Source organism: Pseudomonas sp. GL_117 (assembly GCF_057835125.1).
In genome coordinates, this window is sequence record NZ_CM174418.1 from 1,402,026 (window position 1) to 1,420,833 (window position 18,808).

At 61.5% G+C, this 18,808-nt stretch carries 22 protein-coding genes and 1 pseudogene; all 23 read left to right on the top strand.

Going from position 1 to position 18,808, the window contains the following annotated elements; translation table 11 throughout:
* The first annotated feature begins 4 nt into the window (after window positions 1-4).
* The 23 genes and pseudogenes from AC3ISR_RS06185 to AC3ISR_RS06295 all read left to right on the top strand — a co-directional run bounded on the left by AC3ISR_RS06185 (window position 5) and on the right by AC3ISR_RS06295 (window position 18,807).
* Window positions 5-2,017 (top strand): phage terminase large subunit family protein, encoded by a 2,013-nt coding sequence (locus AC3ISR_RS06185; protein ID WP_489324634.1) that lies wholly within the window; start codon window positions 5-7, stop codon window positions 2,015-2,017.
* A gap of 1 nt (window position 2,018) precedes the next feature.
* Window positions 2,019-2,225 carry a phage head-tail joining protein gene (locus AC3ISR_RS06190; protein ID WP_489324635.1) on the top strand — a complete coding sequence of 69 codons (207 nt, stop codon included), beginning with the start codon at window positions 2,019-2,021 and terminating at the stop codon, window positions 2,223-2,225.
* Complete coding sequence (locus AC3ISR_RS06195) at window positions 2,225-3,706, top strand: phage portal protein (RefSeq protein WP_489324636.1); 1,482 nt, start codon at window positions 2,225-2,227, stop codon at window positions 3,704-3,706. Before AC3ISR_RS06190 ends, AC3ISR_RS06195 begins: the two co-directional genes overlap by 1 nt.
* A complete protein-coding gene (locus AC3ISR_RS06200; protein ID WP_489324637.1) occupies window positions 3,703-4,833 on the top strand; it encodes a head maturation protease, ClpP-related in 1,131 nt (376 codons plus the stop codon). The genes AC3ISR_RS06195 and AC3ISR_RS06200 overlap by 4 nt, the downstream gene beginning before the upstream one ends.
* Window positions 4,830-5,168: a head decoration protein gene (locus AC3ISR_RS06205; protein ID WP_124527930.1), complete on the top strand. Its 339-nt coding sequence runs from the start codon at window positions 4,830-4,832 to the stop codon at window positions 5,166-5,168. Before AC3ISR_RS06200 ends, AC3ISR_RS06205 begins: the two co-directional genes overlap by 4 nt.
* Before the next feature lie 64 nt (window positions 5,169-5,232).
* Window positions 5,233-6,228 carry a major capsid protein gene (locus tag AC3ISR_RS06210; protein ID WP_489324638.1) on the top strand — a complete coding sequence of 332 codons (996 nt, stop codon included), beginning with the start codon at window positions 5,233-5,235 and terminating at the stop codon, window positions 6,226-6,228.
* A gap of 2 nt (window positions 6,229-6,230) precedes the next feature.
* Window positions 6,231-6,551, top strand: coding sequence for a head-tail joining protein (locus AC3ISR_RS06215; protein WP_124527932.1), 321 nt, complete (start codon window positions 6,231-6,233; stop codon window positions 6,549-6,551).
* A complete protein-coding gene (locus AC3ISR_RS06220) occupies window positions 6,548-7,204 on the top strand; it encodes a hypothetical protein (RefSeq protein WP_489324639.1) in 657 nt (218 codons plus the stop codon). The genes AC3ISR_RS06215 and AC3ISR_RS06220 overlap by 4 nt, the downstream gene beginning before the upstream one ends.
* Window positions 7,197-7,715 (top strand): hypothetical protein, encoded by a 519-nt coding sequence (locus tag AC3ISR_RS06225; RefSeq protein WP_489324640.1) that lies wholly within the window; start codon window positions 7,197-7,199, stop codon window positions 7,713-7,715. The genes AC3ISR_RS06220 and AC3ISR_RS06225 overlap by 8 nt, the downstream gene beginning before the upstream one ends.
* Complete coding sequence (locus AC3ISR_RS06230) at window positions 7,712-8,287, top strand: phage baseplate assembly protein V (RefSeq protein WP_489324641.1); 576 nt, start codon at window positions 7,712-7,714, stop codon at window positions 8,285-8,287. Before AC3ISR_RS06225 ends, AC3ISR_RS06230 begins: the two co-directional genes overlap by 4 nt.
* A gap of 46 nt (window positions 8,288-8,333) precedes the next feature.
* A complete protein-coding gene (locus tag AC3ISR_RS06235) occupies window positions 8,334-8,531 on the top strand; it encodes a hypothetical protein (RefSeq protein ID WP_463983337.1) in 198 nt (65 codons plus the stop codon).
* A 5-nt stretch (window positions 8,532-8,536) separates the two neighbouring features.
* Window positions 8,537-8,863, top strand: coding sequence for a GPW/gp25 family protein (locus AC3ISR_RS06240; RefSeq protein WP_048729104.1), 327 nt, complete (start codon window positions 8,537-8,539; stop codon window positions 8,861-8,863).
* Window positions 8,860-9,741, top strand: coding sequence for a baseplate assembly protein (locus tag AC3ISR_RS06245; protein WP_489324642.1), 882 nt, complete (start codon window positions 8,860-8,862; stop codon window positions 9,739-9,741). Before AC3ISR_RS06240 ends, AC3ISR_RS06245 begins: the two co-directional genes overlap by 4 nt.
* Before the next feature lies 1 nt (window position 9,742).
* Window positions 9,743-10,348 (top strand): phage tail protein I, encoded by a 606-nt coding sequence (locus AC3ISR_RS06250; protein ID WP_489324643.1) that lies wholly within the window; start codon window positions 9,743-9,745, stop codon window positions 10,346-10,348.
* The gene (locus AC3ISR_RS06255) at window positions 10,345-12,249 is read left to right on the top strand and encodes a phage tail protein (protein ID WP_489324644.1); all 1,905 of its coding nucleotides are present in this window, start codon (window positions 10,345-10,347) and stop codon (window positions 12,247-12,249) included. Before AC3ISR_RS06250 ends, AC3ISR_RS06255 begins: the two co-directional genes overlap by 4 nt.
* 8 nt (window positions 12,250-12,257) lie before the next feature.
* Window positions 12,258-12,695 (top strand): tail fiber assembly protein, encoded by a 438-nt coding sequence (locus tag AC3ISR_RS06260; RefSeq protein WP_489324645.1) that lies wholly within the window; start codon window positions 12,258-12,260, stop codon window positions 12,693-12,695.
* 99 nt (window positions 12,696-12,794) lie between these two features.
* Window positions 12,795-13,970: a phage tail sheath subtilisin-like domain-containing protein gene (locus AC3ISR_RS06265; protein WP_489324646.1), complete on the top strand. Its 1,176-nt coding sequence runs from the start codon at window positions 12,795-12,797 to the stop codon at window positions 13,968-13,970.
* A 13-nt stretch (window positions 13,971-13,983) separates the two neighbouring features.
* A complete protein-coding gene (locus AC3ISR_RS06270) occupies window positions 13,984-14,487 on the top strand; it encodes a phage major tail tube protein (protein WP_489324647.1) in 504 nt (167 codons plus the stop codon).
* A 15-nt stretch (window positions 14,488-14,502) separates the two neighbouring features.
* Window positions 14,503-14,775 (top strand): annotated as a pseudogene (locus AC3ISR_RS06275) (phage tail assembly protein); the annotation flags it as partial.
* A 24-nt stretch (window positions 14,776-14,799) separates the two neighbouring features.
* Entirely contained in the window at window positions 14,800-15,105 is a 306-nt protein-coding gene (locus tag AC3ISR_RS06280; protein ID WP_489324836.1) for a phage tail assembly protein, read from the top strand.
* Window positions 15,106-15,245: 140 nt separating this feature from the next.
* Window positions 15,246-17,771: a phage tail tape measure protein gene (locus AC3ISR_RS06285; protein ID WP_489324648.1), complete on the top strand. Its 2,526-nt coding sequence runs from the start codon at window positions 15,246-15,248 to the stop codon at window positions 17,769-17,771.
* 9 nt (window positions 17,772-17,780) lie between these two features.
* Window positions 17,781-18,626 (top strand): phage tail protein, encoded by an 846-nt coding sequence (locus AC3ISR_RS06290; RefSeq protein WP_489324649.1) that lies wholly within the window; start codon window positions 17,781-17,783, stop codon window positions 18,624-18,626.
* Entirely contained in the window at window positions 18,601-18,807 is a 207-nt protein-coding gene (locus AC3ISR_RS06295; protein WP_489324650.1) for a tail protein X, read from the top strand. Before AC3ISR_RS06290 ends, AC3ISR_RS06295 begins: the two co-directional genes overlap by 26 nt.
* Window position 18,808 lies beyond the last annotated feature (1 nt).

The window sequence follows — 18,808 nt, forward strand, 5'->3', positions numbered from 1 at the left end:
CCTGATGCATTTTCCATACGCTAACGGTGCAGAGGTGTACTGCACGGCGTATTTTCGCGGCTTGCATCCTGACCCTGACCTTTGGGTCGATGAGTGGGCCGATGAATACATGCGAATTCCGCGAAGTGTGGGTGCCGCTGAGCCAGGCCAATATCGAACATCTCGCACGCCCTACGCCCGTGAACCTATGCGTTGTTTGTCCCCGGCACACCCTTGCAAGCGAGTAGTCACCATGGTGGCTTCGCAATTGATGAAAACACAGATCGCGTTGAACTGGATCGGGGCGCTGATTCATATGTCACCCTCGAACATTCTGACACTGCTGCCCACCCTTAAACTTGCTTCGCGGGTTTCGTCTCGGATCAGCAAAACGATAGATGCAACGCCGGTTTTGCGCGAAAGAGTGGCTGCGCCGCGCTCGCGTGACGCTAAGAACACGCAGGATACAAAAGAGTTTGAGGGGGGGACGCTTTACGCGGTAACAGCAGGTTCAGCGGCCAACCTGGCCGAATTGGCAGCACGTTTTATTTATGGTGATGAGATCGACCGCTGGGAGGTCGATGTGGGTAACGAAGGTGACCCGGTAAAATTGGCAGAGATCCGGGGCAGTACATTTGGCAAGAAAGCCAAGTTTTACTTCTCCAGTTCGCCGACACTCAAGGGCGCCTCCCGTATTGCCGACCTTTTCGCTATCAGCGATCAGCGTTACTACTACGTTCCGTGCCCACACTGTCAGCACATGCAAGTGCTGGAGTGGGAAAACCTCAAGTACACCGAGGACTATAGCCAAATCCAGTATCTTTGCAGCGGGCCTGAGTGCGGCGCGCTCATTGACGAACACCATAAGGGTGAAATGCTGGCTCGCGGGGAGTGGCGTTCCCATGCTGAAGGTGACGGTGAGACCGTTGGTTTTCACCTCAACGCGCTGTATGCCCCGCTGGGTTGGACCAGTTGGTTGTCGATGGCAAAGGACTACGACGAGGCTTTGGTGAAACAGGCTAGTGGTGATCTTGAAGCGATGCAGGTGTTTTTCAACACGCGCCTGGCGAAGGTCTGGGACAGTACACAAGAACAGACAAAGGCCAGCGTGCTGCAGGCTCGTGCATTGCAGGAAGACTACGTGCTTGGCTCTGTACCTAACGGTGCACTGATGTTGACGGCCTCCGTAGATGTTCAAGCCAACCGACTTGAGTTCATGGTAATGGGCTGGGGTGTTGGCATGGAGCGTTGGGTCATTGACCACCAGGTGATCATGGGCAATCCATCGGACGAGCAGACCTGGTCCGTTCTGGATGAAAAGCTGAAGGCGCGATATTGGCATCCCTGTGGTGTAGGTCTGACGATTTTGGCAACCGCCGTCGATACGGGTGGTCACCACACCAACGACGTTTATCAGTTTTGCCGCGTGCGCCGTTGGCGCAATGTCTTTGCCATCAAGGGCGCTAGCAAACCCGGCAAGCCGCCTATTGCCCAGCGCCCCTCAATGGTCGACGTAACCTGGCGAGGTCAGACCGAACGTAATGGTGCCGAACTTTGGTTTGTCGGTACCGACACTGCGAAGGATTGGATCTACAACCGTTATCCATTTGAGTCCGGTCCAGGGGCGTTGCATTTTGCTAAAGATCTACCTGACGACTTTTTCGCGCAATGCGTGGCAGAGCGCAGGATCACCCGTTATGTGAAAAACAAACCGGTCACTGAATGGATCAAAGGTAAGTCGGAGCGTAACGAAGCGTTAGACCTGATGGTGTACTGCTTGGCGATGGCGCATTACCTCGGTCTAGATCGATACAAGGAAAGGGATTGGGATCGGGTTGCTCAGGCACTCGCGCAATCTGAGCTGTTCGCGGAGAAACCCGCTTCTAGTGTTCCGGATGACGCTCGGGAAGTTGAAGGCCCCGCGTCGGTTCCAATATCACAACCTTTCCAACAACCCGTCACTCCAGTCACCCAACCGCGACACGCCGCACCCCCACAACGCCGCAGCTCCACGAGCGGTTACCTGAAGAGACGCTGATATGTCGTTTACCCAAAAGCACCTCGAAGCCATCGAGCGCGCCATCGCACGCGGTGAAAAGACCGTGCGCTACAGCGACCGCACGGTGGAGTACCGCTCTATCGACGAACTGCTCCAGGCCCGTGACGAGATCCGCACGTCGCTGAGCCAAGCCGCCGGGCCGCGCTCTCGCGTGGTTCGGCTTACCCACGGAGGCAAGGGACTCTAATGGCTCGACATTATCCGACGCTGACCCGTAATGGATTCTTGCTGCCGTCGAACATCAAGGCCAGTTATGAAGGCGCCGGGGAGGGCCGGCGTTCGGCCAGTTGGGAAGCCACCGACAACGGCATCAACAGCATCAACACCCCGGCCCTGCGTAACCTGCGGGCGCGCTCGCGGGCGGCAGTGCGCAATGATCCGTATGCGTTCAACGTCATCGACAAGCGCGTCAGCAACCTGATCGGCACCGGCATCACGCCCAGGCCGACCACGGACGACGCGGCGCTGCGCAAACTCAAGCAGCAGCTGTGGGATGACTGGGTAGATGAAGCGGACGCCGACGAGCTGACCGACTTCTACGGCATGCAGGCACTGGTGGCGCGCACCGTTGAAACGGCCGGTGAGTGCTTTGTGCGATTGCGGCCACGCAGCCCGAGCGAAGGTTTGGCGGTGCCGCTGCAGCTGCAGGCGCTGGCTCCTGAGTTTGTCCCTCACGACAAATTCGAAACGGCCAAAAATGGCAACGTGATCCGCGCCGGGATCGAGTTCAACCCGGCCGGCAAGCGTGTGGCGTATTGGATGTATCTGTCGCATCCCCGCGATTCGTCGTCGCTGAATGCCGGTTACAACCAGTTGGTGCGTGTGCCGGCGACGCAGGTGCTGCATATCTTCGAACCGATGGAGCCGGGCCAGTTGCGCGGTGTGCCGCGTCTGGCCCCGGTGTTGAAGCGCCTGCGCAGCCTGGACAACTACGACGACGCGGTGCTGTTCCGCCAGGAAGTGGCGAATCTGTTCGCGGGCTTCATCAAGCGCCCGGCGCCGGACAGCGGACAAACGCCACGCGATCCTGTCACCGGGCAGCTACTGACCACCGACCGCGACGGCTTCACGCCGATGGTCGCCCTGGAACCCGGCACCATGCAGGAGCTGGGGCCAGGTGAAGAGGTGGAGTTCTCCAAACCACCGGACGCCGGCAACAACTACCCGGACTTCATGCGTCAGCAGCTGATGGCTGCGGCGGCGGGTTCGGGCACGCCTTACGAGATCCTCACCGGCGATATGCGGGAGGTCAACGACCGGGCGCTGCGCGTGGTGCTCAACGAGTTCCGGCGCCGGCTGGAGCAGCTGCAATTCGGCGTGTACGTGCATCAGCTGTGTCGCCCGGTGCGAGCTGCCTGGATGGACATGGCGGTGCTGTCTGGCGCCCTGGTGCTGCCGGACTACGCGCAACGTCGCCGCGAGTACCTGCGCACACGTTGGGTGCCGCAAGGCTGGGCCTACATCCAGCCGGTGCAGGACGTGCAGGCGCGGCGGATGGAAGTGCAAGCGGGCTTCGCTTCACGCAGCGAGATGGTGTTGCGCACCGGCTACGACGCAGAAACGGTCGACACGGAAAACGCCGCCGATCTCGTCAGGGCGACTGGCCTCGGCCTCAACTACACGACTCTTGATGCCATCGAGACGATTGATGACAAGGAACTACCATGAGCAAAAAAGCCAAACCTCGCGTTTATGACAAGGCTGGCAAGCTGGTCACCGTCGCGGACAAAAGCTGGTACACGCTCCAGGCCAGCGGCGAAGCCGAGCAGCGCGACATCGAGATCTTCGTGTATGGCGAGATCGGCGCCTGGGGCGTCACCGCCAATCAGTTCGTACAGGATCTGCGCGCCATGGATGACGGCGTGTCGCCGGTGATCGTTGCGTTCAACAGCATCGGCGGTGACCTGTTCGACGGCCTGGCGATCCACAACGCGCTGTCGCGCCTGGGCGAGCGCTGCACCGGCCGCATTGATGCCCTGGCAGCCAGCGCGGCCAGTGTCGCGGTGTGTGGCGCTCACCGCGTAGTGATCGCGGCCAACGCCATGCTGATGATCCACAACCCCTACACCTTTACCGGCGGCGATGCCGAAGACTTCCGCCGCGTCGCGGATGTGCTGGACCAGACCCTGGAAGCGATCATCGCAGCCTACAAAGCCAAGGCGCCGGACATTGACGAAGCCGAGCTGCGGCGCATGGTCAATGCTGAGACCTGGCTCACGGCCAACGAGGCGGTGGCGCTGGGCTTGGCCGATGAAGTAGGCGACGGCCTCAAGGTCAGCGCCTGCCTCGGCCAGGGCAGTGTGTTGCAACGTTTCCAGCATGCCCCGCCTGAATTGCTCGCCCAGCTCGATGAAGAGCCTGACGTCGAACTACCGGAGCCTGATCCGGCCCCGGTGCTGGACGCGGCAAAACTCGCGCTGATGGTCACGCAAGGTTGTGCAGCAGCGGGCATCAGCAACCTGGTGGATCCGCTGCTCGCTGTCACCAAGCTTGAAAGTGAAGCGGTGATCCAGGCCGCACTGACCAATGCCAAAGCGCTGCACGGTCTCTGTGTGGCTGCCCGGCTGCCAGAGCTGACCGGCGAATTCATCACGGCCGGCCTCGATGAAGCCGCCGTGCGTGCGCGGCTGTTCGACAAGCTGGTCGGCAGCGGCGGCGGCTTTGAAATCAACAACAGCCTGCCACTGGACGACGACCCTGTACCCAAGGTCAAGGCCAAGCAGGTTGATACCCACTCGATCTGGACCACCCGTCAGGCGGCGCAGAACGGATCTTCGAAAGGAGCAAGAGCATGAAAACCGAATCGATGCACGCAGGTGAGTTCCTGCTGTCCGAGGGCGCCGGCAATATTTCCCGCGAGGCGATCAACGTCGCCGCCGGTGCAGCGCTTGAGCCGGGCCAGATCCTCGGCCTGATCACCGCCACCAGCGAGTTTGCCCCGTACCAGCCGACCGCCGAAGACGGCACCGAAAACGCCGTCGCGATCCTCTACGGGCCGCTCGGCGAGTCGGATGTTGTCCGTCGCGGTCGCGCCGTGGTGCGCTTGGCCGAGGTCAGTGAAGCACACCTGACCGGCCTCGACCTCGCGGCCGAAAAGGCCTTGGCCGCCCATTTCCTGATCGTCCGCTAAGACGCTCATTCCCGTTTATCCATCCCGCCGCGTGCGGGATTTTTCGTTTCTGGAGAGTACCCCCATGGCCGAGATCGCCATTTTTGAAGACGATGCTTTCAGCGTCTCCTCGTTGACCGCTGCAATCAATGACCAGGAATACCTGCCGGGCCGCATCAGCAGCCTGGGCCTGTTCCGTGAAGAGGGCATCAGCACCCTGACCGTGCAGATCGAGAAGGACGGCGACACCCTGGCCCTGGTGCCAGCGGGTGAGCGTGGTACGTCTGGCCTGGTGGTCGGCGCGACCAAGCGGACGCTGATCCCTTTCAACACCGTGCACCTGCCTGAACGCTTCACCATCAAGGCCGATGAGATCCAGGGCATCCGCGCCTTCGGCACGCGCACCGAGTTGCAGGCGGTGCAGGATGTGGTCAACAAGCGTTTGGCGAAGGCCCGCCGTCAGTTGGATGCGACCCACGAATTCCAGCGCATGGGCGCCCTGAACGGGCAGGTACTGGACGCCGATGGCAAGACAGTCCTGTTGGATATTTATAAATCCTTCGGCGTGAATCGCCCGAAGCTGCAGATGGGCTTGAACAGTCCAGACACCGAGCTGCGGGTCAAATGTGGCGAAGCGTTGGATATGCAAGAAGAGGCGCTCGGCAGCGTCACCAGTAGCGGTTCCCGTGGTCTGTGCGGCAAAAACTTCTGGAACAAGCTGATCGTCCACAAATCGGTCAAAGACACCTACCTCAACACCATGCAGGCCGCTGCGCTCCGTGGCGATGCGCGTGAAAGCTTCGAGTTCGGCGGGATCGTCTGGGAGCGCTATCGCGGCAAGGTGGCGGGTGTTTCGTTCGTCCACGACGACAAGGCGCTGCTGATCCCCGAAGGCGTGCCAGACCTGTACATCTCGTGCTTCGCACCGGCTGACTACATGGAAACGGTCAACACCCAGGGCATCCCGTACTACAGCAAGATCGAGCCAATGCAGTTCGGCAAGGGTGTGGCCGGTGAGGCGCAGTCCAACCCGCTGCACCTGTGCACACGACCTCGGGCGCAGATCCTGCTGGAGATGTGACCGTGGCCTTCCGCGACCTGATCGACGACATCGACGACGTGGTGTTTGAAACCCTCGGCGACAGCGCCTTGATCGAAGGCCGCGCCGAGCCGGTGCTGGGCATGTTCTCGGCACCGTGGAAGCAACCGGCGTTCGGCAAGGTCCAGACCGCCATCCGCGAGCCACGCTTCGAAATTCGCGTGAAGGATTCGGAAGGTCTGAGCAGAGGTCTGCGGGTCACGGTCGATGTGCCAGCCCTGGACGGCGGCGGTGACTACGACCTGCTGCAACTGGAACCCAACGGCAATGGCCTGGTGGCCCTGATCCTGAGGAAGCGCCCATGAGCATCGGCAGCTACGTACATCAGACCCGCGACAGCGGGATGCTTAACATCCAGCCATCAGCCATGCATTCCCAGGCGTTGCGCGAGTTTGGGCAGTTGGTGCCCAAGGCTGCGGCAGCGGCGCAACGCCGTGCGATCAACAAGACGTTGGGCTGGCTGCGCACTCACATCGCCCGGGCCGTGGGCAAGCAGGAGCGCATCGCCATCGGCGCCGTCCGGCAACGCCTGCGGGCTTACCCGGTCAGCGGCGGGGCGATGCGCGGCAAGCTGTGGTTCGGCGTCAACGCCATCGAGGCCAGCCGCATCGGCAAGGCTCGGCAAACCCGTGCCGGTGTTTCGGTGGCGGGGCGGCGTTACCAGGGCGCGTTCTTCAAGCAGGTGTATGGCGGCAGTCCTGACATCTGGATTCGCACGTCGAGCAAGCACTTCAACGCCGCCGACTACCCCGGCAGCACGCAGGGCCGACGCAGCTCCGGCTTCATCGCGGAAAGCGACAACCGCTTCCCGCTGGCGAAAGCCAAGGTCTCGCTGGACCAGGTGCGGCCTCACTTCGACAACTGGGTCAAACAGGCCGATGAGCGCTTGCTGGAGATCCTCAAGCAAGAACTCAACTTTGAACTGCAGAAGTACCTCAAGGGGACCGCCCGTGCCTGATCAACCTTTCAGCCTCGACCGTTTGTATGAGGCCATCGAGCAGCACCTGCAGGATCAGTTGCCGGGCCTTCAGGGCGTTTCGTTCTGGCCGGACTTGTCGGCAGACACCAGCATCCCCACACCCGTGGTGCTGCTGGAGATGGCCGAGATGGAGCCCGCGCAGGATCTCGGCACAGGTGAAACCGCGCTGACCTGCAAGTTCGAGGCGCGGATCATCGTCGATTCAATCAGCACGGATCCGCAACGTCAGGCGGTGCAGTTGGCCTCCCAACTGGCCGTGCTTTTACGCGGGCAGAGCTGGGGCCTTGAGGTGGATTGCGCGCAGTTCATGCGCTCCACCCAGGACTGGACCAAGCCCGAGCTGGATGGCTATTTCGTCTGGCTGGTGGAGTGGGATCAGACGGTCTACCTGGGCGTTGAGGAATGGCCGTGGCCGGATGAACCGCCGGGCACCTTGGTCATCGACCTGGGGCCGGGCGTTGGGCAGATAAAACCGGAGGATCTGGAATGAGCTACGCCACGGCGCAACATGATCGGATGATCGCTTCCACGGTGATGCCCTGCGTGGTCGTGGCGGTGGATCTGCCCGCCGCCATGGTGCGCGTGAAGTCGGGCGACTGGACCAGCGCCTGGGTGCGCTGGCACAGCCAGGCCGCTGGTAAGGCGCGCCACTGGCGGGCGCCGAGCCTGGGCGAGCAGGGCGCACTGATCAGCCCCAGTGGTGAGGCGGCGATGGGTACATTCATCGCCGGTCTGTACGGCAATGCCGGCGCGCAACCCGACAACCGCGACCATGTGGAGGTCTGGCGTTTCGATGACGGTGGGTCGCTGGTCTACGACTGGGCGGCACACAGCTACACCATCGATCTGCCAGCGGGCAACGTCACGGTCAAGGTCGGTGACTCGGTGTTGGAGATAACGCCGGACAGCATGCGGTTGGCGTCGGGCCAGATCCACCTGGTGGGCGTGGTCACCATCGACGGCGCGACCCAGATCAACAGCACGTTGAACACGACCGGCGACATCAACAGTGCCGGCAAGGTCATCGATGCCGGTGGCAACACGGCGAACCACAAACACTGACCCAAACCCGCCTTGAGCGGGTTTTTCGTTTTAGGAGCCTCCGTTCATGAGCAAGAACAAACCCGAAAGTCTGGAGCCCATCGGACCTGCCCGCGTGTTTCGCGACAAACTCTACACCTCGCGCACCCTGGTCTTTCCTGATGGCAGCACGGCGCAGGTGATCAAGGGGCGTGTCACGGCCTGTGGCGATGAGCAGTTCGCACTCCTCAAGGCCCACCCGGATCTGGAACAGGTACAGGAGTAACCCAGATGATCGGAATGGATCGCCGCACCGGCAAACCGCTGTCCGGGCTCGACCATCTCCGGCAGTCCATCGAGGACATTCTCGCCACGCCCGTGGGCAGTCGGCGGATGCGACCTGAGTACGGCAGCCAGATCCGGCGCTTCGTCGACCTGCCGGTCAACGGCGGTTGGAAAAGCGCTGTCCAGGCCGAGGTGGCCCGCTCGCTGGGTCGCTGGGAGCCGCGGCTGAAACTGGAACAGGTGCAGGTCGTCGCCATCGTCGGTGGCCGCATCGACTTCAAGCTGACCGGCGAATATCAGGGCGAAAGCCTGTTGTTGGAGGTGTCGGCATGAGCACGGTGGATTTATCGGCGTTGCCGGCGCCGCAGGTGCTGGAGACCCTGGACTACGAAGCGCTGTACGACGAAGCGCTCGCGGTGTTTCGCGGGTTCATGGGCGACAACTGGTCGGCGGCGCTGGAGAGCGATCCGGTGGTCAAGCTGGTGGAGTTGGGCGCCTACGGCAAGATGCAGAACCGGGCGCGGGTCAACGACGCGGCCAAGGCCTTGCTGCTGGCCTACGCGGAAAAGGAAGACCTCGATCAGCTCGCGGGCAACGTCAAGCTGCAGCGCTTGGTCATTCAACCGGCCAACCTGCTGGCGGTGCCCCCGGTCGAAGAGGTCCGCGAGTCGGACGACGCGCTGCGCGAGCGGATCCAGCTGGTGTACGAAGGGCTGACCACGGCCGGCCCGCGTAACAGCTACATTTTCCACGCACGCAACGCGTCGGCGTTGGTGGCTGACGCCACGGCGGAAAGTCCGTCACCGGCCGTCGTGGTAGTGACCGTGCTCAGCCTGATCGGCAGTGGTCAGGCGGATCAGCCGTTGCTGGATCAGGTGTACGCCAAGCTCAGTGACGACGACATCCGCCCGCTGGGCGACCGCCTCACCGTGCAGAGCGCGCAGATCCTGGAGTATCGGATCGACGCCGTGCTGCACATGATCGGCGCCGGGCCGGAAAATGACGCGATCCTGGCCGAAGCCAAAAAGCGTCTTGCCGCCTGGATCAACCCGCGCAAACGGCTGGCGCTGGAAGTCGCTCGCTCTGGTATCGACGCCCAACTGCATATCAGCGGTGTGGGCAGGGTCGAGCTGAAAAACTGGGTCGACCTGAAACCGACCAAATACCAGGCGGCGTATTGCACCGGCTTCGATGTGGTTCTTGGGGGATGACATGAATAGCTTGTTACCCCTGAACAGCACGCAGCTGGAGCGCGCTGTTGAAGCCGCGTTCGCTGAAAAGACCGAGATCCCGCTGCGCACGCTGTACAACCCGGATACCTGCCCGGCGCAGTTGTTGCCTTGGTTGGCCTGGACCTGGTCGGTCGACCGCTGGGACAACAAATGGTCGGAAGCCGTCAAGCGCTCGGCTATCCGTTCCGCGTTTTACGTGCATGCACACAAGGGCACCATCGGCGCCCTGCGACGGGTGGTTGAACCGCTTGGGTATCTGATCGATGTCATCGAGTGGTGGCAGACCAATCCCAAAGGCGTCCCCGGCACCTTCGCCTTGAAGGTCGGCGTGCTGGACACCGGCATCACCGAAGAGATGTACCTGGAACTGGAGCGCCTGATCGACGACGCCAAGCCCGTCAGTCGGCACTTGACCGGCCTCGCGATCAGCCTGGAAACCGCTGGCACCGTGTTCATCGGAGCCAGCGTGTACGAGGGCGACGAACTCAGCGTTTACCCACCGACCCAGCGCGACATAGACGTCAGCGGCGTATACCGCGTCGGTGGCTGCGAACACCATATCGACACGATGGACATCTACTCATGACTGACCAAAACACGCAGTTCTTCGCGATCCTCACCGCTATCGGCGAAGCCAAGTTAGCGAACGCCACAGCCCTCGGTACGTCCTTGGTCTTGGCCCAGATGGCCGTGGGTGATGCCAACGGCACCGACCCTATCCCCAGTCGTACACAAACCAAGCTGATCAATGAGCGCCGACGTGCACCGTTGAACCAGGTGAAGGCAGATCCGGCCAACGCTAGCGTGATCATCGCCGAGCAGATCATCCCCGAGAGCGTAGGCGGCTGGTGGGTGCGGGAGCTTGCGCTGTATGACGCGGACGGCGACATGGTCGCGGTCGCCAACTGCGCACCAACGTACAAATCGCTGCTTGCCCAAGGCTCAGGCCGGACCCAAATAATCCGGATCAACTTGATCGTCAGCAGCTCGGCCAACATTGAGCTGAAAATCGACCCCAGCGTCGTGTTGGCAACCCGCGAGTATGTTGATACCTCTGTTATCGAGGCAATGGCAAAGCTGGACTTCAAGCATTCGGTACTGGCCGCGACCACGGAAAACATTGTGCTGAGTGGCCTACAGACAATTGACGGAGTGTTGCTGTCCGCCGGCTCGCGAGTGCTGGTAAAGAATCAGACCCAGGCGAAGGATAACGGCCTGTATGTGGTTCCCGCAGCGGGCGTGTGGAAGCGCGCCCTGGACGCAGACACCAGTATCGAGGTGACGCCTGGCCTCTTCGTGAGCGTTGAAACAGGCACCGTCAACGGCGATAGCGTTTGGCAGCTGGTAACCGATGCGCCGATTGTTCTTGGTACGACCCCGCTTTCCTTTGAAATGGCGGTGGGTCGCACCGGCGTTGTTGCTGGCTCCTACAACAAGCTTACCGTCGACAAGTACGGGCGCGTAATCGCTGGTACAAACCCGACAACGCTGGCCGGCCACGGGATCACCGACGCGCTACCAAACACTGGCGGCGTTCTGTACGGCAATGTTCAGATGACGGAGAACAGCAGGCTCTATGCCGCGCCTGGAAGCACTGCCTCTTGGGCCGTCGGTCTGTTCGCTGGAACGTCCTCTTCGGCTAAGGGGGGGGTAGGGTTTTACGGCGGTGCGGATGGGGCCTTCAAGGTTGCATATATTGGGCTTGGAACTGACCCTTGGTTCACTGGGCCGGGCATTCGCATAAAGTCGGACGGCGCGGTCGAAATCGGTGGCACCATCACCGGCAATGGTGCGGGTTTGTACTCTGTGCCATTTTCTGCGCTGACGGGCGCGCCCACTACTCTATCTGGCTATGGAATTATCTCTGCGAGCCAGACTGAGGCTGAGCAAGGTTCGGATACAACCAAGCCGATGACGGCCTTGCGCGTCTGGCAGGCCATCGCTGCAAAGGTTGTGCAGGCTACGGCGTCTGTCGCCGGCATTGCCCGAATCGCGGCTCAGTCAGCTGTAAACACTGGAACGGAGACTACAACGATCGTCACACCGGCGACATTAGCCGCGCGTTTGACGGCGTTGTGGCAGGCCGCGCAAGAAGGCGTATTGGGCGTTGTGCAGCTTGCCACCCAGGACGAGGTCAATGCGGGAGCCGATGATGCAAAGGCCGTTACGGCAAAGAAGATGCGCTTTGGCTTTCAGCTTATCAAAGGCACCAATGGCGCCATTGTTCTACCAACGTGGATGGGTGGTTTTATCATCCAGTGGGGGATGACGACCTCAATCCCCAGTGGCTCGATCGTGTCGTTTAACTATCCGATCGCTTTCCCTGCCTCGGCGGTATTGCCTGGAGCGTTTCGAGTCGGCACCGGGAATAATTCGGCCACCGTCGGAACCACGTTGAGTTCAATTTCAATCACTAACCGGCCGCACTACTCGGCCGACTCTTCGGCGGCAGCCAACGTCTATTTCTTTTTCTGCTTCGGTTACTGAGAGGTCCCATGGCTAAATACTTAGTTCTAAATGACGCCCGCGAAGTGGTCACTCAGTTGATCAAGGGCGTGCATGAGATACCTCCGAAAGCCGTCCAGATCGATGATCATCGCTGGTACGAAGTGACGCAGGACAATAGTTGTGTGTGGCACCTCAGCGAATTCGGGGAGCTGACCCAGCGGCCGAAGGCAGTGGTCGACGATGGGCAACTGCCCTTTGAGTTTGAGCGCGAGTGGCGTAATCAGGCAGTGGCCTCAACCGAGTGGCTGGTCACGCGACATCGTGACGAGCAGGGCCTTGATCGGCCTACGACGCTGACTACTGAGCAATTCGCGGAGCTTCTGACGTATCGACAGGCTCTGCGTGAATGGCCTCAATCTCCGGATTTTCCGAGCCATGAGCATCGTCCACCAGCGCCTGCCTGGATCGCCGATCAAACCGAATAACGCCCCGCACTGACGGGGCGTTTTCTTACCCGTTGCACGTAACCCGAACCATCCCACGGCCTCGCTTATGCGGGGCTTTCTCGTTTCTGGAGTTCAACCATGAGTAATGCAGGTGGATTTTTTCACGGCGTCACCGTGACCAACGTCGACACCGGCTCGCGGCCTATCGCCGTGCCGTCGTCGTCGATCATCGGCCTTTGCGACACCTTCATCCCCGGCCCCGCTGCCAGCGCCTTGCCCAACCAACTAGTGCTGATCACCCGCGAAAGCGAAGCCGTCGCCGCCTGGGGCGCAGATGCGGCCATCACCCAGGCTATCAAGGCGATCTACGTTCGCGCCAAAGCGGTGATCGTCGCCTGTGGTGTGGCGAAGGTGGAGGACGCCGCAGCGCAGACTTCAGCCATCATCGGCGGCGTGCTGGCGAACGGCACCCGTACCGGCATGCAGGCACTGCTCGACGGCAAGAGCCGCTTCAACGCGCAGCCGCGTTTGCTGGCTGCGCCCAAACACACGGCGACCTTGCCCGTCGCCACGGCCTTAGTGGCGCTGAGCGACAAGCTGCGGGCCATGGCAATTATCGACGGCCCCAACACCACCGACGAAGCCGCGATGGAGTACCGCGAAAACTTCGGCAGCAAGCGCGTGTTTCTGGTCGATCCGGGCGTGCAGTACTGGGACACGGCACTCAGCGCCACCATCGATGCGCCGAGTTCCGCTTGGGTTGCCGGGCTCTTTGCCTGGACCGATTCGGAGTATGGCTTCTGGGCCTCGCCGTCGAACAAAGAGTTCGTCGGCCTCACCGGCACTGGTCGCCCCATTGAGTTCCTCGACGGCGACGAAACCTGCCGGGCCAACCTGCTCAACAACGCGCAGATCACCACGATTATCCGCGATGACGGCTACCGCCTGTGGGGCAACCGCACCTGTTCCAGCGATCCGAAGTGGGCGTTCGTCACCCGCGTGCGGACCATGGACATCGTGATGGACGCGATCCTTTACGGTCACAAATGGGCGGTCGACCGCTCGATCACCAAGACCTATGTCAGCGACGTCACCAATGGGCTCCAGGCGTTCATGCGTGACCTGAAAAATCAGGGTGCGGTGATCAATTTCGAAGTGTTCGCCGACCCTACGTTGAACACGGCCAGCCAGCTGGAGCAGGGCAAGGTGTACTGGAACATCCGCTTTACCGACGTGCCGCCGGCAGAAAATCCCAACTTCCGGGTCGAGGTCACCAACCAGTGGCTGACCGAAGTCCTCGACACCAACGCATAAAGGAGAGCCGCCGATGGTTCCGCAAACGCTCTACAACATGACCGCCCATATCGACGGTATTAGTTTTTCCGGGGATATCACCAGTGTGACGCTCCCGAAATTGGCCTTGAAAACCGAGGAGTTCCGGGCTGCTGGAATGGATGCCCCCATCGAGATGGACCAGGGCATGGAGAAAATGGAGTCCAGCTTTGCTGGCAAAGGTGTACGTCCTGAGGCCATGAAGTTCTACGGTCTGGCTGACCAGACTGCATTCAACGCCGTGTTCCGTGGCTCTTTCAAAGGGCAGAAAGGCGCGACAACGGGGGTCATTGCGACCATGCGCGGCATGCTCAAAGAGATTGATGGCGGCGACTGGAAGGCCGGGGAGGCGGGAGAGTTCAAGTACGCCGTGGCGGTCAGCTATTACAAACTCGAAGTCGCTGGCCGCCTGATGTTCGAGATCGATCCGGTCAACTGCGTCCGGGTCATCAACGGTGTCGATCAACTTGCCAGCGTCCGTCGTGACCTGGGCCTGTAAGGGGAAACTGCTCTCATGAAAGCACTGAAAAAACTGCCGTCCTGGCTCACCATCGAGGCGGATAGCGCGACGATCACGTTGACGCGTCCCAGTGATGTCAACGGCGTAAAAGTCGACCGGCTGACCCTCCGGGCTCCGACCTTGCGAGAAGTCCGTGCCTCCGACGCAATCGGTGGCGACGACGAGGTATTGCGCGAAGTGACGTTGTTCGCATCCCTGGCGGATGCCGGCATTGTTGACCTCGACGGACTCAAGCTGACGGACTATTCACGCTTGCAGTCCGCCTACTCGCGGTTGTTGCAAGACGCCGGCATGGCCGAAAACAAGGGCGACACGCCGACCTGGTTGGTCGTTGGCTCCGATGGCGCAGTGGTCACGCTGTCCAAGGCGTATGACATCAACGACATCAAACTCGACCGCCTGACGTTCCGGGCGCCCACGGTGCGTGACGTGCGTACCGCAACTTCAGCCTCCAATGGCGACGACGAACAGCGCGAAACCATCCTGCTTGCCAGTCTCTCTGAATCCAACACCAAGGATCTGGAGGGGCTCAAGCTGACGGACTACCAGCGGCTGCAAGCCGCCTACTTTCGCCTGGTGCAGGATGACGGGGTTTAGCGCCTCCCTGCAGCGACAGGTCGCGAAGCGTTTGGCGACGCAGTATTCGTTCGCCGCCAACGAAATCGAGACCATGCCCTTTTCCACGATGATCTGGTGGCTCACGGACTGAGCCCCGCATCCCTGCCTGGAGTGTTCTCATGGCAAACAACCTGGCGCTCGGCCTGGTCATCGGCGGCGTCGTCAGCTCCACGGTCGGCGCCGCCTTCAAGGACGTTGAAGGCCGCATCAAGAAACTCGGCGAAACCGGCACCAAGGCCCGCGTGCTGCAAAGCACCATCGGCGACACGATCCGCCTGCGCGACGAATGGAAAAAAGCCCATGACACCGGCTCAGCCTCGGCCGGTGACCTGCTGCGAAAGCTGGAGGGCAACCTCAAAACCCTGAAAGAGCAGGGCATTGAAGTCGGCAAACTTCGCAAGGAATACCAGGCCCTCGGCCAGGTAGCGCGGGGCGCCGAACTCAAGGCGCTGGGGCACACGCAGATCCAGCAGGGCAAAGAGGGGATGAAAAATTCCCTCGGCAAAGCGGCGGCGCTCACGGCGTCGTTGGCGATACCGACCAAGGTCTCCGGCGATTATCAGGCGCAGATCCGCCAGATGTCGTTGTGGGCGCACACCGCTGGCACCGGCGATGAGGCCAAGCTTGCAGCAAGCATCAGCAAGGTCGCGTCGGAAAAGGGCATCAGCCAGCAACTGTTGGCGAAGTCGGTCGGCGCCTTGATCGAAAAAGGCGTTGATTGGGACGTGGCCGCCGGTTACGCCGGGCAGATCGCCGACCTGATCGACGGTCAGGGCATGGAGCCCGAAACCATCGCCACGCTGATCAACGCCTTCAAGGAGGCCGGGGTAAAGCAGGCTGACATGGCCGCCTCGCTGGGGCAGGTGGCAGCCGCTGGTGACATCGGCGCGTTCGGCCCCAAGGAGATGGCCAGGTACCTGCCGGCCATGCTCGGCAACATCAAGCGCCTGGGCATGGAAGGCCCCGAGGCGGTGCGCTTCCTAGGTGCAAGCCTGCAATCGCAGTTCTCGCAAACCCAGGACGCGGCGGCTGCGGCCACCAACATGAACAACTTGCTCAACGCAGTGATCAGCAGCACCAGCCAGGAACGGTTCGCCAAGGAAGGTTATGACCTCGCCGGCTCGATCCTCGCCGCGACCAAAAGCGGCAAGGCGGCGAACCCGGTCGATGCGTTCATCATGCTCAGCGAGCAGTTGATCAAAAAACAGGATCCGGCCAAGGCCAAGAAGATCGAGGCGCTGAAGGCCAAGATCAAGGGCTCGGTGGATGGTAGCGCGGAGGAAGCGCAGGCCATGGTCGCGCTGACCGAGGCTGCGGGGTTGGCGACGATTGTCAGCGATCAGAGTGCCAGTGCGGGTTTGCTTGCGCAGATCAAATACGGCGACAAGATCAAGGCTGACATGTCGGTGATCAAGGGCACGGATGGGAAGGCCAAGATCGAGGCGGATGCGGCGAAGGCGCGGGAGACGTCCAACAGGAAGTGGGCGACGGCGACTGCTGGCATTGAATCGTCGATGACGCGGATTGGTGATGCGGTGCGGCCTTTGACTGACCTGGCTGCGGATGGGTTGGCGAAGGTCGCGTATGGGCTTGGGGAGTTGGCTGGCAAGTTTCCAACGGTAATCAGCGGGGCGACGGTGCTGGCCGCTGGTGTGGTCGGACTGGGTGCCGCGATCAATGCGATCAAGATCGGCAAGGGCCTGGTGAACGTGGCCCGTGGTTCGCTGATGGGTAACCCGAATGTGATCCAGCGGGTGTTCGTCACCAACCCTTCCGGCGGTGCTGGTGGGGTTGATGTCGGGGACGGCAAGCGGCGGCGGGGCAAGGGCAAGCGTGGTCGCGGTGGTCGTGGGGCTGTTGGTAGCGCTGCTGCGGCGGCTGCGCCGATTGGTGCGACGGCCACCCGATTTGCACCCAAGGCGATGATGGGCAAGGGGCTTGGGTTCGCCAAGGTCGGTGCGCCCATGGCGCTGATCGAGGCCGGGTTGATTGCCGCTGACACTTATCAGAACGCCGAAACCCGCGACGAAAAGGCCGAGGGTTATGGCAATGCCGCTGGCACGTTGGCCGGGACATTGGCCGGAGCAGCAGCTGGGGCAGCGATTGGTTCTGTTGTCCCGGTGATCGGCACCGTGGTCGGTGGATTGATCGGCGGCTTCCTTGGTAGCTGGGGCGGCGGTGAGCTGGGCGGTGCAGTCGGCAAGGCCGCGTTCGGCGGGCCTGACGCACCCGCCGAGCGTTTGGTGTTGCCGGTTCAGCCTTCGCCGTTGCTGCTGCCACCACCTAGTGCATCGCCCATGCCGCGCTTGGCGCAGATGGCACCGCCATTAGCGGCAGGTCCATTGATGCTCAGGGCTCCCGCAGCAGCTGGGCCAGCCTTGGGCGACGTGTCGCGTTCGTTGGGTGCTGCCCCGGCATCGGCGGTTGCTCCTGCCTTGCTCAGTTCCGGGGTTGCCGCGAAGTCGGAACCCCCTCGGATTGATCAACAGTGGCAATTCTCCCCGACCGTGGGTGTCACGGTGCAGGGAGACGTCAAGGATCCACGGCAACTGGCGCAGGAAATGATGCCGCACCTGCGTCAGCTGTTTGAGGAGTTCAGCCGGGAGCAGGCGCGGCGCAATCTGTTCGATGCGCCACATGTTTAGGGGGGAGCGATGACTTATATGGACCAATTGCATGCCGGCTTCAAATCCCTGGTGAAGGCCGGGGAGGCTGGCCGGCACAGCATTGACGACATGATCGGCCCGGTGGATGGCGCGATCAGCGAGATCTCCGGTGCGGCCGATGAGATCGCCAGCCTGCCGGGCGTTCCACCTGAGGTCGGGGCAAGGCTGCAGCGTGTCATGCGCGGGATCGGTGCGGCGCAATCCAAGGTCGGGACGGTGCTGGCAACCTACAACAAAGCGACTCGCACGCTGTCAGGCATCGATGAACGTATGGGCACGCTCAAGGAACAAGCCTATCGCGCCGGGACGGCAATCAACCAGGTTGCCGGAAAGGTCGATCCCCGGTTGGCGAACATCTTGCCCACCAGTGCCCTGGCGCCCAATGCCACGCCCATGGCGGAAGCGGTCAAACCGTTCCCGCACCTGCTGATTTTGCAGCCGCTGCAAACCAACGCTCAGCCGTTCTACTTCAACCTGGACACGGCAGCGTTCGACGAACTTCGCCGGCAGACGGAGTTTCGCTGGGCCTCGCAAGAGCGACTCAGTCGTCGGCCGGCGCAGCAGGCCGTGGGAATGGGGGAAGAAAAGCTCAGCCTCAAGGGCGCGATCTTTCCTGCGTTCAAGGGCGGGCTTAAACAGTTGGATACCTTGCGTTCCATTGGTGCCCAGCTGCTGCCGTTGAACCTGACCACAGGCTACGGCTTTGTCCTGGGCACCTGGTGCTTGCGCAGCCTGGAGGAAGAGCAGGGCGCGTTGCTGGCTGGCGGTATCCCGCGCAAGCAAACCTTTAGTTTGGAGTTCAAGCGCTATGGCGATGATATGCAGAACGTCTGACGGCGACCTGCTCGACACGCTGTGTTACCAGCATTACGGGCACCTCAATGGCACGGTTGAAGCGGTTCTGGCTGCCAATCGGTTGCTGGCGGATGAGCCGCAACCGTTGCGTACCGGGCTGCTGATTACCTTCCCCGACATCGAGCAGTCGACGGTCGAGCAGGTGCAGTTGTGGGATTGAA

What these genes read in the sequence shown, in the direction of transcription:
- AC3ISR_RS06265 (WP_489324646.1), top strand. Translation starts at nt 12,795, where the DNA reads ATGAGTAATGCAGGTGGATTTTTTCACGGCGTCACCGTGACCAACGTC.
- AC3ISR_RS06290 (WP_489324649.1), top strand. Translation starts at nt 17,781, where the DNA reads ATGACTTATATGGACCAATTGCATGCCGGCTTCAAATCCCTGGTGAAG.
- AC3ISR_RS06240 (WP_048729104.1), top strand. Translation starts at nt 8,537, where the DNA reads ATGATCGGAATGGATCGCCGCACCGGCAAACCGCTGTCCGGGCTCGAC.
- AC3ISR_RS06260 (WP_489324645.1), top strand. Translation starts at nt 12,258, where the DNA reads ATGGCTAAATACTTAGTTCTAAATGACGCCCGCGAAGTGGTCACTCAG.
- AC3ISR_RS06250 (WP_489324643.1), top strand. Translation starts at nt 9,743, where the DNA reads ATGAATAGCTTGTTACCCCTGAACAGCACGCAGCTGGAGCGCGCTGTT.
- AC3ISR_RS06280 (WP_489324836.1), top strand. Translation starts at nt 14,800, where the DNA reads ATGGCCGAAAACAAGGGCGACACGCCGACCTGGTTGGTCGTTGGCTCC.
- AC3ISR_RS06270 (WP_489324647.1), top strand. Translation starts at nt 13,984, where the DNA reads ATGGTTCCGCAAACGCTCTACAACATGACCGCCCATATCGACGGTATT.
- AC3ISR_RS06285 (WP_489324648.1), top strand. Translation starts at nt 15,246, where the DNA reads ATGGCAAACAACCTGGCGCTCGGCCTGGTCATCGGCGGCGTCGTCAGC.
- AC3ISR_RS06210 (WP_489324638.1), top strand. Translation starts at nt 5,233, where the DNA reads ATGGCCGAGATCGCCATTTTTGAAGACGATGCTTTCAGCGTCTCCTCG.
- AC3ISR_RS06235 (WP_463983337.1), top strand. Translation starts at nt 8,334, where the DNA reads ATGAGCAAGAACAAACCCGAAAGTCTGGAGCCCATCGGACCTGCCCGC.
- AC3ISR_RS06205 (WP_124527930.1), top strand. Translation starts at nt 4,830, where the DNA reads ATGAAAACCGAATCGATGCACGCAGGTGAGTTCCTGCTGTCCGAGGGC.
- AC3ISR_RS06295 (WP_489324650.1), top strand. Translation starts at nt 18,601, where the DNA reads ATGGCGATGATATGCAGAACGTCTGACGGCGACCTGCTCGACACGCTG.
- AC3ISR_RS06255 (WP_489324644.1), top strand. Translation starts at nt 10,345, where the DNA reads ATGACTGACCAAAACACGCAGTTCTTCGCGATCCTCACCGCTATCGGC.
- AC3ISR_RS06185 (WP_489324634.1), top strand. Translation starts at nt 5, where the DNA reads ATGCATTTTCCATACGCTAACGGTGCAGAGGTGTACTGCACGGCGTAT.
- AC3ISR_RS06245 (WP_489324642.1), top strand. Translation starts at nt 8,860, where the DNA reads ATGAGCACGGTGGATTTATCGGCGTTGCCGGCGCCGCAGGTGCTGGAG.
- AC3ISR_RS06230 (WP_489324641.1), top strand. Translation starts at nt 7,712, where the DNA reads ATGAGCTACGCCACGGCGCAACATGATCGGATGATCGCTTCCACGGTG.
- AC3ISR_RS06190 (WP_489324635.1), top strand. Translation starts at nt 2,019, where the DNA reads ATGTCGTTTACCCAAAAGCACCTCGAAGCCATCGAGCGCGCCATCGCA.
- AC3ISR_RS06195 (WP_489324636.1), top strand. Translation starts at nt 2,225, where the DNA reads ATGGCTCGACATTATCCGACGCTGACCCGTAATGGATTCTTGCTGCCG.
- AC3ISR_RS06200 (WP_489324637.1), top strand. Translation starts at nt 3,703, where the DNA reads ATGAGCAAAAAAGCCAAACCTCGCGTTTATGACAAGGCTGGCAAGCTG.
- AC3ISR_RS06220 (WP_489324639.1), top strand. Translation starts at nt 6,548, where the DNA reads ATGAGCATCGGCAGCTACGTACATCAGACCCGCGACAGCGGGATGCTT.